Genomic DNA, 13603 nt, shown 5'->3' on the forward strand with positions numbered 1-13603 from the left:
AGGACCGGGCCGACGATTCTTTCGTCGAAGCGGCGGATCGCCTCGATCTTTTTGTCGAGATCGCCGTCGTGGCCCATCTCGTCGGGGGCCTCGACGTGGAGGTAGACGAAGTCCACCCGGTCGAGGGCCCCGAGGCAGGCCGCGACCTTCCCCTCGTAGTTGGTGTCGAGAACTCCGGTCGCGCCGGAGACCTCGATCACCTCAAGGCCAGCGTAGACCCCCATCCCCTTGAGGAGGTCGACGGCGGAGATGACCGCGCCCTCTATGCCCCAGATCTCGCGGAACCGGGGCATCGAGGGGGCCTTCCCCTGCCCCCAGAGCCAGATCATGTTGGCGGGCCGCTTGCCTTCTTTCTCGCGGCGCAGGTTGACCGGGTGCTCTTCGAGGAGGGGGATCGATTCGAGCATCATCTCGCGCAATGGGGCTGCGCCCTCGCCTTGGGGTAGGTGTTCGTCGATCGGCTGGCCTGCGATGTCGTGGGGCGGGGTGCAGTCTGCTGAAAGGCCGTCGTTTTTCTCCTGGACCAGGAGATTTCGATAGCTAACGCCAGGATAGAGCCTTATATCGGGCTGGGCTTTGGCCAGGGCTGCGATCAGCTCGCTTCCTTCTTCTGAGGAGATGTGGCCGGCGCTGTAGTCGACCATGATCCTCTTTTCGAGGTCGACGTTGACCAGGTTGCATCGGAAGGCGACGTCCTGGGGGCCTAAGGCCACGCCCATCGCCGCCGCCTCCAGGGGGGCGCGGCCGCTGTAGTACCTCCTGGGGTCGTAGCCCATCACCGAGAGGTTGGCCACGTCGCTTCCCGGCGGCATCCCGGCGGGGACGTTACAGGCGAGGCCGCCTCGCCCCTGGCGGGCGATCCGGTCCATGTTGGGGGTCTCTGCCGCCTCCAGAGGGGTCTTTCCGCCGAGCTTCTCGATGGGATGGTCCGCCATCCCGTCTCCCAGAAGTACAACCAGCTTCATCTTCGTCCTCATCTCCACTCTTCGGGTCCGTCGTCGTTTCCGATCAAATCGTCGCCATCTTCGGCTCGCGCTCGGGTTATCTGAATCCGTCTCCTTTCGGCTCGTGTCTGTCGGCCATCCCCTAAATGAAGGAGGTGCTCATCCCAGATTCCGCCGTCGCCTCTTCCGCCTTCTTCTTTGCCCTCGCCCTCCTCTCGGCCGCGGGCATCTCCTCCTCTTCCTGCCTTCTCTCCTCCTCCCTCTCCATCCTGGCAAGGTGGTGGTTTAAGACCTTGGCGAGCCGGTTGAGCTTCTCCCTCTGACAGGTCGCGCCCCTGGTGACGCCGTAGACGATGTCGACTACGGTCCCCCTAGTCTCGACCTTGTTCTTCGGCGGCGTCACCAGCCTGGTCTTGACCCCCGCCTTCGCGAAGTCCTCGAAGTCCACGGGGCTCTGGCATACGATCACCGCCGGGACGTCCGCCAGGGCCAGAACGTCCTTCGCCTTGTAGACGACGTGAGACCTGATGTTCCCCAGATGGATCACCGCGATCTTGTGCCTCTCGATCTGCTCGATCTCCTTCGGGGTGAGGCCGAAGGTGGGTCCAAACCCCCTGGACGCCGAGGGGAAGCTCTCTGGAACCCCCGCCCCCGACTCCAGGACGAGGACGCTCGTCTGGATCCCCTCCCGCCGGAGGCCGTAGGTGATCTCGCAGACGGGCTTGGTTATGTGCCGTCGCCCCGGTGACATGGCGATGGCGATTACGTCTGGTTGGGAGGCCTCGGAGAGGGTTCCGCGCTGGGCGAGGCCGCCGCCCTTGGCGAGCCCCATGCTCTCTCGGCAATCCACAACCTGGGTCGTCCTGCCGATCATGAGAATTTATTCGAGTCTAACGCATATTAGGCTTTGCCAGCCGCGTTTTTCAGTCCGGCCGCGCCCTTTATAGCCCCCTCACGACAGACCCCCTGGTATGCTCTCCTTTGTTGGCCTGGGCCTCTACGACGAGAAGGACGTCTCGGTGAGGGGGCTGGAGACGATCAGAGAGGCGGATCTGGTCTATGTTGAGTTCTATACCTCAAGGCTTGCGGGCGTCTCCCTGGATGATCTCTCAGAGTTCTACGGCAAAGAAGTCCGTCTTCTGAGCCGGGAAGAGGTGGAGGTCAGACCCGAGGAGTGGATGAGCGAGGCACGAGATAAGAAGGTCGCATTTCTGGTTGGGGGAGACCCCATGATCTCGACGACCCACCTGGACCTGCGGCTCCGGGCCCTCAGGATGGGGATCGAGACCCGTATAGTCCACTCCTCCTCCATCGTCACCGCGGTATCCGGGCTCACCGGCCTTCAGAACTATCGGTTCGGACGATCCACCTCCATACCCTACCCCTACATGGCAGGGGGAAAGAGGATCGTGGCCACGAGCCCTTACGAGGTAGTCGTCGATAACCTCGAGCGAGACCTTCACACCCTACTCTTCCTGGACATCCAGCCCGATAGGCAGATGACCTCCAGCGAGGGGGCGGCCCTCCTCCTGGAGATGGAGAGGATCACCGGAGGCGATCGGCTGGCTGCCGCCCTAGGCGTCGGGGTGGCCAGGGCCGGGTCCGAGGACGCCAAAGTGCTGGCCGACTGGCTCCCGAGGCTCTCAGAGCACGACTTTGGGGGTCCCCTCCACATCCTCGTCGTCCCGGCGAGGCTCCACTTCATGGAGGCCGAGGCGCTGGTGGCCCTGGCCGGCGCCCCCGAAGAGATCCTGGGGATGGCAAAATCCTGAGCTGGAAAGCTTTAATAATCCTCAGATATTCTCCTAAGAATACTGGAGGATTATCGTGCCCAAGATATCGGTGGAGATTCCCCAACATATAATCGATGACGTCAGCCAGCACGTCGGCGACGACGGAAAGTTCGTCAACTTCTCCGATGCGGTCCGGACGGCTCTTCGGAAGATGCTGGACCAGCTCGACGAGATCGACCGCCGCCAAGGAAGGCTGAAGGAGGAGGGCGAAGAGTGAAGATGGGACTCTCCCTGGAGTTCGACGCCGCTCATCGACTCCCGAACTACGACGGCAAGTGCGCGAGGGTCCACGGCCACACCTACGAGGTGGAGGTGGTCTTGGAGGGACCGGTGGACGATGGAAGCGGCTTTCTGATGGACTTCTACGACCTGAAGCAGATCTTGAAATCCGTTTTAGAGGAGCTGGACCACCGCGACCTGAACGAGATCCTCGCCAACCCCACGGCGGAGAGGATCGCAGAGCACATAAAGGCCGGACTGGAGGACCGGCTCATCGCGACCCCCGCGGTCCTCGTCTCGGTGAAGCTCTGGGAGGGGAAGAACAAGTGGGTGATGGTCGAATGAGGCCCAAGGCGGTATGCCTCTCCTCCGGAGGCCTCGACTCGACGGTGGCGGCAGCTAAAGCAAAAGATGACGGCTTCGAGATCCACATATTCCACGTCCTCTACGGCCAGAAGGCCGAGAGGAGGGAGAAGAGGGCGGTCGAGGAGATCGGAGGAGCCCTGGGGGCCGCAGAGGTCAGGTTCGTCCGGACGGATCTCTTCTGCGGCCTGACCCCCCTGACGACCGCCGAGGCTCCCATCCCCTCGGGCGACGAGGTGGAGATCGAAAGCCCCACCTCCACCCCTTCCACCTGGGTCTACTGCCGAAACCTCGTCTTCGGCTCGATGGCCGCGGCCTATGCCGAGGCGATGGGGGCGGAGAGCATCTTCGTCGGCTTCAACGCCGAGGAGGGGAGGTCCTACCCGGACAACAGGCCCGAGTTCGTGGATCGGTTCAACTTCCTCCTGGAAAAGTCGGTCGCCTCTTTCAGCAGACCTCCAAAGATCGTGGCGCCCCTGGTCCACCTCCTCAAGCCCGATATAGTGAGGCTGGGCTCGGAGCTCGGCGCTCCCATGGAGCTGACCTGGTCCTGCTACCGAGAGGGAGATCTCCACTGCGGAGAGTGCGAAGCGTGTCAGCACCGGAGGTTCGGCTTTTTGGAGGCGGGCGTGGTTGACCCCACAGAGTATCGATGAGATCGGCAGTCTTGGCGAGATCTTCTCCTCCTTTCAGGGCGAGGGCCCTCTGATAGGTAGACGGCAGATATTCGTCAGGACCGCAGGTTGCAACCTGGGCTGCACCTACTGCGACTCCCCTCGGTTTCGTCGAGACGTCGAGTTTTGCGAAGTCGAAGATCCCCCCGGTTCGGGCCTCTTTCGGCGGGCCAAAAATCCGGTTGCATTGAGCTGGACGATGGCTCAGATCCTCGCCCTCTGGACCGTCGGCACCACCAGCGTCTCGATAACCGGGGGCGAGCCCCTCTGCCAGCCCGATTTCGTCCGGGCCCTGGCCATGAGCTGTGCTGCAGAGGGCCTGCCCGTATACCTGGAGACGAACGGCTTCTCTCAAAATCGCTTCGCGAGGCTGATCAGCTGGATCGACTTTGCGGCCGTCGACATCAAGCTTCCGAGCCACAGGGCCTGCCCTCCTGAAGAATGGGGCCAGCTCGTCGAAAACGAGCTCTCCTGCCTCAGGAGCGCATCCAGAGCTGGGGTCGTCACCATCGCCAAGGCTGTGATCCTGGAGACCACATCTCTTGAAGAGATAGAAGGGCTCTGCTCCCGGCTCCAAGGGCTGGATGCTTCACTTGTGCTCCAGCCGGCTTCGGGAAGAGGGAGGCCAGGTCCAGAAAAGCTGATGCTCCTTTATGAGGCAGCCTCGGAGCATCCCGGAGGGGTATTGGTGATACCCCAGGCCCACAAGATGATGGGCGTTCTCTGAAAGGAGAGCACGAAATGAGTTTTTTCAGATCAGATCGCCGGATTGGTCCCCTCTCTCAGCGATCCTCTCCTTCACCATCTGCCTCCTCTTATCGGCGTTCTTCTCGTACGCCTCTTTGTACCGATCGGACCGCTCGTTCTTATCCCATCTCGCAACTCTGGAGTCGAGGGCCTCGAACATGTACTTCTCCGCTGCCTTGACCGTCTCCAGGTCGCCGCGGAGGACCAATATCTCCCTCTCTTCTGTATCGCCGTCGATGAGGCCGACCTTGGCGTTCCGCCTCACCGGCTCCAGCTCGAAGTTGTCCACCAGATCCTGAATTACGCTCAGGGGCATCCCGATGGGAATCGCCAGGTCGTAGAGCCCTGCCAGTTCTTCTTTGTTCTCGATTTCAGCGTCGGCCATCCCATAATCACCTCCAGATCCTCATCCCTTGAAGATTTAAGTCTGTCGAACGGCCGGGCACCGGATCCTCAAACGCGGCCCGATCGGTCATATGTGGCCGCACTCTCTCCCCGCGAGAGGCTCAGATGATCTTGCCATATCAGAATGAGCATCAGACGGCTCTTCATCCTCCTGGGGCTGGGTCTGCCTAGGGAAACTGTTATTAAGGGGTGGCTCAATCAGAAGAGCTGCCGGGCCCGTAGCTTAGCATGGTTGGAGCGCACGGCTGATAACCGTGAGGTCACGCGTTCGAATCGCGTCGGGCCCACCAGAACTCAACTTTTTCTTCTTTCGATGCTTTCTGGCCAGATCCATCTATCGCTTTGAGTCGACTCTCCTTCTGGTCATTCTCCAGATATGTCGCCCATGAGGGTGGTGTTCATCACGTAATCGAAGCCCAGGGCCGGGGTTCCGCACCATCCTGCCTGCTCGAGGATCCCCATGAAGCAGACTCCGATGAGCTTCTTGTGCTCCACCTTCCCCAGAAGATCGGCCATCTCCTCGATGCTGACCCCGATCTTCGGCATGGCCATCCCCCCCAGGATCACCACCACGTCGGCGCTGGGGCTGGTGGCATCGCCCAGCTCCATCCCGTACTCTGTGGCGACGAGCTCCCTCGTCTTCTCCATCTCCAGGTTCGGCAAGAAGGCGAGCTTCTTATCCCTGATGGGAAAGCCGAGGAAGGTGGCGAAAGGCGTGCAGAAGCCGGGAGTGCCGACGAAGGTTATGCTCTCGTCGTCCTTCACCAGATCTCGAAATCCGTTCAGCATTCCGCCAAGTCCCTTTATTTCGGTGATCTTCTTCATCAAATCCCTCTGATACATGACTAACGCCCCAAAGGTTTTAAGCTTTGACCCTGCCTCAAAATGTTTATCTGGATTGAACAAGTTCATTCCGGCACGATGACCAAGAAATCGGTGAAGGAGAAAAAGGGCGCGGAGAAGAAAGGCCGATCCGCGCCGAAGAAACGGATGCTGGAGCGCATCCCCGATCTTTACATTTACGTGGGCCTTGTCCTCGTATTCCTGTTCTCGCTCTACCTGCGGATCTACAGGCCCATCTCGCACGTCTTTGTCGGAGACGCCGTCCTCTTCGACGGCAACGATCCCTGGTACCACATGATGCTGGCCAAGAGCACGGTCCTCAACTTCCAGCGGCCCTGGTTCGACCCGTTGACCTTCTTCCCCCAGGGAACCGGCATTCATTTCGGTCCCTTCAACAGCTGGGGGATCGCCGTCCTCTCGTATATCGTGGGTCTCGGAAGCCCAAGCATGCATACCGTCGAGGTGGTGGGGGCCGTCTTCCCCGGCATCCTGGGTGCCCTTCTCGTCTTCCCCGTCTACTTCATAGGCCGGGAGATCGGAGGGCGGACGGCGGGCTTTTTGGGCGCGGTCATGATCGCCGTTCTGCCCGGCCAGCTCCTGTCCCGGTCGGTGATAGGCTTCACCGACCACCATATCGCGGAGGTCCTCCTCAGCACCACGGCGATGCTCTTCTTCCTCCTCGCGGTCCGGTCGGGCACAGGGAAGCTCACCTTCGCCTCCCTTCGCGGTGGCGATCTCGCGGCTTTGAAAAGGCCCCTCTTATGCTCCCTCTTCGCCGGCATCTTCCTGGGACTCTACCTAGACGCCTGGGCATCTGGTCACCTCTTCGTGGGGATAGTTCTGGCCTTCGCCACCGTCCAGAGCGTCGTCGACCACCTGAAGGGAAGAAACGTGGAGTATCTGGGGATCGCAGGGACGATCGCCTTCTTGATGGCGCTCCTTCTGATCCTGCCCTTCATCAGGGTTCAAAACGGCTTCAGCTCAGTTTTCTACTCCCTCTTCCAGCCGACGATGCTGATCCTCGGCGTCATCTTCTTGCTCTTCTTATCCTTCATCTCGAATCAGCTCGTCGGGCGAAAGATGGATAGGCGCTACTTCCCTGCGGTCGTATTCGGGTCGATAGCCCTCTCTTTTGTGATCCTGATGCTCGCGGTCCCCTCGTTCACAGAGACCCTTATGAGCGGTCTGAGGATATTCCAGCCAAGGGCCGGCGGCGCGGCCACCATCTCGGAGGCCTCCACGATCCTGGAGAGGTACGGCGTCCAGAGGAACTTCCCTGGCTTGATCTCCCTCCTTTCTCCCTTCTGGCTGACCCTCCTGGCCCTGCCTCTCATGCTCCAGAGGTATCTCCGAGACGAGGATCGGAGAGCGGATATGCTGATCGTGGTCTGGACGCTGGTGGTGCTCGCCCTCACCTTCGCCCAGAACAGGTTCGCCTACTACTACGCGATCAACGTCGCCCTCCTCTCCGGGTACCTGGGATCGATCCTTCTTGAGAAGACCCGGTTTCTTGAGGCCGAGGACGCCTTGGTCAGGATGGCGAGGGGGTCCTCCAAGGACTCCCCTGACCATAACCTCCTCCTCACCAACCTCGCTGCCGTCGCCATCCTCTCGCTCCTCTTCATCTATCCGGCCATGTTCGGTACGGTCCAGGGGGTTGCTATCGGAAGCTTCCACTCGGAGCGGCACGTCGGACCGATCGGGTCTGACTGGTACGACTCCGTGGCCTGGCTAGAGGGTAACACCCCTCACCCGGGGATGGATATCTACACCATCTACGAGCGGCCGTCCGAGGGCGAGAGCTTCTCTTACCCCGATTCTGCCTACGGGATCATGTCCTGGTGGGATTACGGCCACTGGATAGAGACGATAGGTCACAGGATTCCGAACGCCAACCCCTTCCAGCAGGGGATAGGGAGCATAGAGGCCGGAAAGCCCGGATCGTCCCCCTTCTTCCTGGCCCAGAACGAGTCGGAGGCCGAGGCGGTCCTGGCGGGGCTCGATGAGAACAGATCTCCTTACTCCAACACCAGGTACGTAATCACCGACGTCGAGATGGCGATGGGCAAGTTCCACGCCATCGCCGCCTGGAGCAACATCCATCCCGGCGAGTACCAGTTCAGCCACTGGCAGGACGGCCAGCCGATCACCCTCTACACCGGTTCCTACTTCAAGACTATGGTCGCTAGGCTCCACTTCTTCGACGGGACAAAGGCCGAGGTTCAGGAGGCTTGGACGGTGGCCCTCCGCTCCGACGGCCAGGGCGGCGTCTCGGTCGAGCCCCAGAAGCGGTCCCGAAGCTATCAGGAGCTGCTGGATAGTGCAAATGAGAGCATCGAACGCGGTTATGCGGCGGCGTTGATCGTATCCCAGAGCCCGGTCATGACCTCGGTCCCTCTGGAGGCCCTGGGCCACTATCGGCTCGTCCACGAGTCTGCGAGCTCGGTGACCTCCAACGGTCAGAAGTACGTCAAGATCTTCGAGCACGTTCCGGGAGCGACGATCACGGGCGCGGCCTCTCCGGGGACTGAGGTGGTCATATCCGTCCCCATAACGACCAATCGTGGAAGAAACTTCGAATACAGGCAGTCTACCGTCGCCGATTCGAATGGGGTTTTCTCTCTGGTCGTCCCCTATTCCACCGAAGGTCCTGCCGCCTGGAGCACCAACTTCGACACCGGTCCCCTCGGTCCCTACACTTTGAGGGTGGGAAGCGTCCAGTACGACGTTCGGGTGCCTGAAGGGGCGGTCATCGCCGGGAGTTCGATCAGCATATGATGCTCATGGAGGAGATGACCTGGACCCAGATCGAGGTGGGGCTTGAGAAGAGCAGGACCGTCATCCTGCCGGTGGGGGCGACCGAGGAGCACGGTCCCCACCTGCCCACCTTCACCGATACGATCCAGGCCCTGGAGGTGGCAAAAGAGGTGGCACGAAGAAGGCCTATCTTCGTCGCGCCTCCGGTCCACTACGGCGTCTGCAGGTCGACCCGCGGCTTTCCGGGGACGATCTCCATCAGCCCCCAGGCCCTCAGAACGCTCGTCTTCGACCTGCTCTGCGCCTTTCGCGACTCCGGTTTCGAGAGGGTCCTGGTCCTCACCGGCCACGCGGGCGGCCAGCACCTGGCCGCCCTCAAGGAGGCGGCCGAGAGGGCCGTCGCTTCAAGGGATCTACGGGTGAGCCTCGTCTCCGACTTCGACCTGATCGATTCAAGCGAGGTCGAGACCCCAGGAGACGGCCACGCCGGGGAGATCGAGACCTCGAGGATGCTGGTCATCCGGGAAGATCTGGTGGGCGGACTTCCCGAAAAGCACTTTCCTTCCAGGCCGAGGTACCTGGTCATGAAGGACGTGAGACACCTTATGGGAAACGGGATCATGGGCGATCCCTCCAAGGCCACCAAGGAGAAGGGAAAGAAGTTCATGGAGATCTCAGTTCTTGGGGTGCTGGAGGCCGTCGAGGAGCTGGAGAGCTATCCATCTCCTTGAGCTTTCTCTTTCCTTTTCCTATCATATATTTTTATATATTTCAACATAATTACACTATGCCCTATTCGTGAATCCGAAACTTCGAGGCGGGCAGGTTTAATATATGGTCCTGTATCTGCCTACCCTTGAAAATCACGATTTCGCGGGATGATCATCATGCCATCGCAAGAGGATAAGCTGTCCGCCCTGTCACCAAGGGACAGGCAGGTGCTAAAAGAGATCTCGGAGGGGCTCACCGATCCCAAGAAGATCGCCGAGAAGCTCGAGATCAAGGAGGTCTCGGTCATCTCCTTGGCGGAGGGGCTTGCCGAGAAGGGTCTGATAAAGCTTGAGAAGAGGGTGGAGGAGGTCTACGCCCTCACCGAGGAGGGGGCCCGATACGCAGAGATCGGCCTTCCCGAGAGGAGGATCCTAGAGATCGCCGGGGTCGAGGGGGTCCCCATATCGGAGATAAAAGACCCCGCCCTGAAGGTGGGGATCGGCTGGCTGAAGAAGAAGGGCTGGGCCAACCTCGAGGCGGGAAAGATCAAGCCGACGGGGGACGACGCGCCTCCCGGAAAGGACGAGGTGATCCTGGAGGCGCTCAGCTTCCAGGGTGAGACCGGCGCCTCGGCTCTGGATGCGGAGGCCCTGAAGGTTCTGAAGAGCAGGGGGCTCGTCGAGCCGAACACTCAAAAGTCCTGGAGCTTCGAGATTAGGGATTTGGGACGGTCTGCCATCGAAAAGGCAGCCCTCCGAAGAGGGGCCGAGACCTCACAGCCCACATCTTATGTAAATCAGGTCACCTCGGACATGATCAAAAATGGGGTCTGGGAAGGAAGATATCTAGATTATAAGGGGGCTCGATATGAGGTCCGCCCCTACGACGTCACCCTCCCTGCGGAGCGGATCTACCCCGGAAAGGTCCACCCCTACCAGCGCCTCCTCTCGAGGATGCGGGAGATCATGCTGGAGATGGGCTTCACCGAGATCAAGGGCGAGATCGTCCAGTCGAGCTACTGGAACTTCGACGCCCTCTTCCAGCCCCAGGACCATCCGGCTCGGGAGATGCAGGACACCTTCTACCTCGATTCAAAGGCCGAGATTCCCGACTACTCCCAGGTCAAGGAGATGCACGAGAGTGGCGGCGAGGTCGGGTCCACCGGCTGGGGCGGGCGCTGGGACCCGGAGGTGGCCCGAAGGGAGGTTCTCAGAACCCACACCACATCGATCACCATCAAGTACCTGGCGGACCATCCGAACCCGCCGGTGAAGGCCTTCTCCATAGACCGGGTCTATCGGCGAGAGGCGATAGACCCGACTCACACCCCGGAGTTCGAGCAGCTGGAGGGGGTGATCATGGACGAGGGTCTATCCTTCGCAAACCTTCTCGGCGTCCTTCAGGAGTTCTACGCCAAGATGGGCTTTGACGAGGTGAGGTTCCGGCCCGGCTACTTCCCCTATACAGAACCCTCCGTCGAGCCCGAGGTGTACATCGAGGGGCTCGGCTGGGTCGAGCTGGGCGGGGCCGGGGTCTTTCGAAGGGAGGTCACGGCCCCCTTCGGGATAGACCATCCCGTCCTAGCCTGGGGGCTGGGGGTGGGGCGGCTCGCCATGCTCAGGCTGGGGCTTAAGGATCTGAGGCTCCTCTACCAGTCGGACGTGGGATGGCTGAGGGACGAGCCCTCTCTAGTGAGGATGTGATCGATCTTGCCGGTAGTAAGATTATACTATGAGGATCTGGAGGAGATGGTGGGCGCCAAAAGGGAGGAGATCATGGCCAGGATGGCCATGATGGGCGCAGATATCGGAAAGAGCAACGAAGAGGACTACGTGGACGTCGAGTTCTTCCCCGATCGGCCCGACCTCTACAGCTCTGAGGGGGTGGCACGAGCTCTCCAGGGCTTTCTGGAGATAAAGGTCGGGCTTCCCAGCTACTCGATCCGACCGGGAGAGATCAGGTTGAAGGTCGACTCTTCCGTCGAGGGTGTCAGGCCTTTCATAGGCTGCGCTGTGGTCAGAGACCTCCAGTTCAGCGATCCCGCCATAGAGTCGCTGATGGACCTCCAGGAGGACCTCCACTGGGGCCTGGGAAGAAACAGGCGGAAGGTGGCGATAGGTGTCCACGACATATCTCGGGTTGTTCCTCCCTTCACCTACTTCGCCGCCGATCCCTCCTTCGAGTTCGTTCCCCTTGACTTCGACCAGAGCCTCTCCATGCGCGAGATCCTGAGGCGCCACCCCAAGGGGGTCAGCTACGCCTCCATCCTGGAGGGGTTCGACCGCTATCCCCTCATCACCGACGCCAACGGCAATGTGCTCTCCTTCCCGCCGATAATCAACGGCGAGCTGACGCGGGTCAGAGACGATACCAGAGACCTCTTCATCGACGTCACCGGGACCGATCCCGTCGTCTATTCGGCCCTGAACATCGTGGTGGCGGCTCTGGCGGAGAGGGGCGGCCGGATCGAGTCGGTCCGGGTGGAGAGGCCTGAGGGGGACCTCACCCTTCCCGACCTATCTCCAGCAACCTGGAAGGTCTTGGTCGACGACGCCAACGGGCTCATAGGCTTCGACCTCTCGCCCCAGGAGCTGGCCGCCTGTCTTGAGAAGATGAGGTTTGGGGTCCGGGTCCAGGGCCGGGAGCTTGAGGTTCTGGTCCCCGCCTACAGGGCGGACATAATGCATCCCTGGGACATCTTCGAGGACGCTGCCAAGGGTTACGGCTACGACAGACTTCTGCCAAAGCTTCCGAAGACCGTCACCGTCGGCGATCCCCATCCCCTGGAGACTCGAAAGTCCGATCTCCGGGAGATAATGGTGGGCCTGGGCTACCTGGAGACGATGCCCTTCACCCTCACCTCGGAGAAGGTGAACTTCGAGAAGATGAGGCGGCCTGGGCAGGACCTGGAGATCACAAGGGTTCTTCATCCCATAAGCGAGCTTCACGCCATGGTCAGAACCTCTATCCTGCCCAGCCTCCTGGAGATCTTCGCCATCAACCAACATCATCCCCTCCCTCAGAGGATCTTCGCCCTGGGAGACGTTCTCGCCAGTGGCAGGACGAGACAGGACCTGGCAGCAGCCTCGATCCACAGCTCTGCCGACTTCGCAGAAGTGAGGTCTGTGGTGGACGCCCTGGCGAGGGAGCTCTCCATCGAGCCTGAGATCGTCGTCTCTGAGGACGGGGCCTTCCTGGATGGGAGGGGGGGGGACCTTTTGGTGGGGGGAACGAGGGTCGGATCCTTCGGCGAGTTGCACCCCCTGGTGTTGCAGAGCTTCGGTCTCGACCAGCCCGCAGTGGGCCTGGAGCTGAGATGGGACCAGCTCGTACCCTCTGGCCGCCAGTAGAGGATGGCGGCAGATCGCGAGGTCGATTTGACGGAACGGATAAGCGCGCCGCTTCGGACGCGAAATCCGTTCCAAACCCCCCTTTTTGCGCGGTCATGGTACGCCTCTTTTCCCCTTCGGCCGGCATATCCTGACAAGTTTAATATAAGCTGCGAAACAAATTGAACTTTAATGGCAGGTCGGGTGTCCTCATGAGAGTCCGGGATTTGATGACTTACCCCATCCTCTCGGTGGGGGTAGACACCACCGTCTTCGATGCGATACAGATGATGGTTCGGGAGAATAAGGGGAGCGTTCTCGTTGTGGAGGGGGGTCTTCTAAAACAGGTGGTGGGCATAGCAACCACCTCCGGCATCTTCAAGCAGGTCTTCGCCAAGGGGATCGATCCTCGAAGCGTCATGATCTGGGAGATGATGACCCCGGCACCGCTGGTGACCATAGGTCCCAACGCCTCCACCAAAAAGGCGGCCGAGACGATGCGCGAGCACAACATACGGAGGTTGCCGGTGGTCGAATGTGGCGCTCTGGTGGGGATAATTACCAGCAAAGATCTCCTCCGGTGCGTCGGTGATTCTGGGCCGGAGGAGAATTCTGGTCAGAAGCAGGTCTGAGAATCCCAAAATCGGCGTCATCGGTTGGGCAGACCACAAAAATAGTGCGTCCCTACGTAGAATTTAAATATCGAGAGGATCAAGATGGGGCCGGGTCGAGGTAGCCAAGCCTGGTATGGCGCAGGTTTGCTAAACCTGTGTCCCTTCGGGACTCGAGGGTTCGAATCCCTCCCTCGGCGCTAATTT

14 protein-coding genes and 2 tRNA genes are annotated in these 13603 nt (G+C 60.6%); 12 read left to right on the forward strand and 4 right to left on the reverse strand.

The genetic code is table 11. The features are described 5' to 3' along the window. Nucleotides 1-965, reverse strand: a 965-nt coding sequence (locus ACP5EL_RS06275) for a cofactor-independent phosphoglycerate mutase (RefSeq protein WP_428401645.1), incomplete at its 3' end; no start/stop codon positions are given. A gap of 121 nt (nt 966-1086) precedes the next feature. Further along, on the reverse strand, nt 1087-1818 hold the full coding sequence (mcrC, locus tag ACP5EL_RS06280) for a methyl-coenzyme M reductase I operon protein C (RefSeq protein ID WP_428401646.1): 732 nt from the start codon (nt 1816-1818) through the stop codon (nt 1087-1089). A gap of 97 nt (nt 1819-1915) precedes the next feature. On the opposite strand from mcrC, the gene dph5 reads away from it, so the two are divergent. Genes dph5 through ACP5EL_RS06305 form a run of 5 tightly spaced genes read left to right on the forward strand, consistent with a single transcriptional unit; the run spans nt 1916 to nt 4720 of the window. Beyond that, nucleotides 1916-2716, forward strand: a complete 801-nt coding sequence (gene dph5, locus ACP5EL_RS06285; RefSeq protein WP_428401647.1) for a diphthine synthase — start codon at nt 1916-1918, stop codon at nt 2714-2716. Between the two features lie 55 nt (nt 2717-2771). After that, nucleotides 2772-2954 (forward strand): ribbon-helix-helix domain-containing protein, encoded by a 183-nt coding sequence (locus ACP5EL_RS06290; protein WP_428401648.1) that lies wholly within the window; start codon nt 2772-2774, stop codon nt 2952-2954. A 2-nt stretch (nt 2955-2956) separates the two neighbouring features. Next, nucleotides 2957-3301 (forward strand): 6-carboxytetrahydropterin synthase QueD, encoded by a 345-nt coding sequence (queD, locus tag ACP5EL_RS06295; RefSeq protein ID WP_428401660.1) that lies wholly within the window; start codon nt 2957-2959, stop codon nt 3299-3301. Then, nucleotides 3298-3975: a 7-cyano-7-deazaguanine synthase QueC gene (queC, locus tag ACP5EL_RS06300; protein ID WP_428401650.1), complete on the forward strand. Its 678-nt coding sequence runs from the start codon at nt 3298-3300 to the stop codon at nt 3973-3975. Before queD ends, queC begins: the two co-directional genes overlap by 4 nt. Next, nucleotides 3953-4720, forward strand: a complete 768-nt coding sequence (locus ACP5EL_RS06305; protein WP_428401651.1) for a 7-carboxy-7-deazaguanine synthase QueE — start codon at nt 3953-3955, stop codon at nt 4718-4720. The genes queC and ACP5EL_RS06305 overlap by 23 nt, the downstream gene beginning before the upstream one ends. A gap of 24 nt (nt 4721-4744) precedes the next feature. Here ACP5EL_RS06305 and ACP5EL_RS06310 read toward each other — a convergent pair whose 3' ends face one another. Next, nucleotides 4745-5125, reverse strand: a complete 381-nt coding sequence (locus ACP5EL_RS06310; protein WP_428401652.1) for a hypothetical protein — start codon at nt 5123-5125, stop codon at nt 4745-4747. A gap of 232 nt (nt 5126-5357) precedes the next feature. Between ACP5EL_RS06310 and ACP5EL_RS06315 the strand changes: the two genes are divergently transcribed. Then, nucleotides 5358-5435 (forward strand) — tRNA-Ile (locus tag ACP5EL_RS06315). Nucleotides 5436-5508: 73 nt separating this feature from the next. On the opposite strand, the gene ACP5EL_RS06320 is transcribed toward ACP5EL_RS06315, so the two are convergent. After that, nucleotides 5509-5970, reverse strand: coding sequence for a DUF2124 family protein (locus tag ACP5EL_RS06320; RefSeq protein ID WP_428401653.1), 462 nt, complete (start codon nt 5968-5970; stop codon nt 5509-5511). A 96-nt stretch (nt 5971-6066) separates the two neighbouring features. Between ACP5EL_RS06320 and ACP5EL_RS06325 the strand changes: the two genes are divergently transcribed. From ACP5EL_RS06325 to ACP5EL_RS06350, 6 genes are all read left to right on the forward strand, one after another. Next, nucleotides 6067-8766, forward strand: a complete 2700-nt coding sequence (locus tag ACP5EL_RS06325; RefSeq protein WP_428401654.1) for an oligosaccharyl transferase, archaeosortase A system-associated — start codon at nt 6067-6069, stop codon at nt 8764-8766. After that, nucleotides 8763-9476, forward strand: coding sequence for a creatininase family protein (locus tag ACP5EL_RS06330; RefSeq protein ID WP_428401655.1), 714 nt, complete (start codon nt 8763-8765; stop codon nt 9474-9476). The genes ACP5EL_RS06325 and ACP5EL_RS06330 overlap by 4 nt, the downstream gene beginning before the upstream one ends. Before the next feature lie 156 nt (nt 9477-9632). Continuing rightward, on the forward strand, nt 9633-11159 hold the full coding sequence (locus ACP5EL_RS06335) for a phenylalanine--tRNA ligase subunit alpha (protein ID WP_428401656.1): 1527 nt from the start codon (nt 9633-9635) through the stop codon (nt 11157-11159). A gap of 6 nt (nt 11160-11165) precedes the next feature. Next, nucleotides 11166-12806 (forward strand): phenylalanine--tRNA ligase subunit beta, encoded by a 1641-nt coding sequence (gene pheT / locus ACP5EL_RS06340; RefSeq protein ID WP_428401657.1) that lies wholly within the window; start codon nt 11166-11168, stop codon nt 12804-12806. 191 nt (nt 12807-12997) lie between these two features. After that, nucleotides 12998-13417, forward strand: coding sequence for a CBS domain-containing protein (locus ACP5EL_RS06345; RefSeq protein ID WP_428401659.1), 420 nt, complete (start codon nt 12998-13000; stop codon nt 13415-13417). Nucleotides 13418-13511: 94 nt separating this feature from the next. After that, nucleotides 13512-13596: transfer RNA gene (locus tag ACP5EL_RS06350), tRNA-Ser, on the forward strand. Nucleotides 13597-13603: the final 7 nt, after the last annotated feature.

The sequence above is a fragment of the Methanocrinis sp. genome (assembly GCF_049974945.1).
In the GTDB taxonomy this organism is placed as follows: domain Archaea; phylum Halobacteriota; class Methanosarcinia; order Methanotrichales; family Methanotrichaceae; genus Methanocrinis.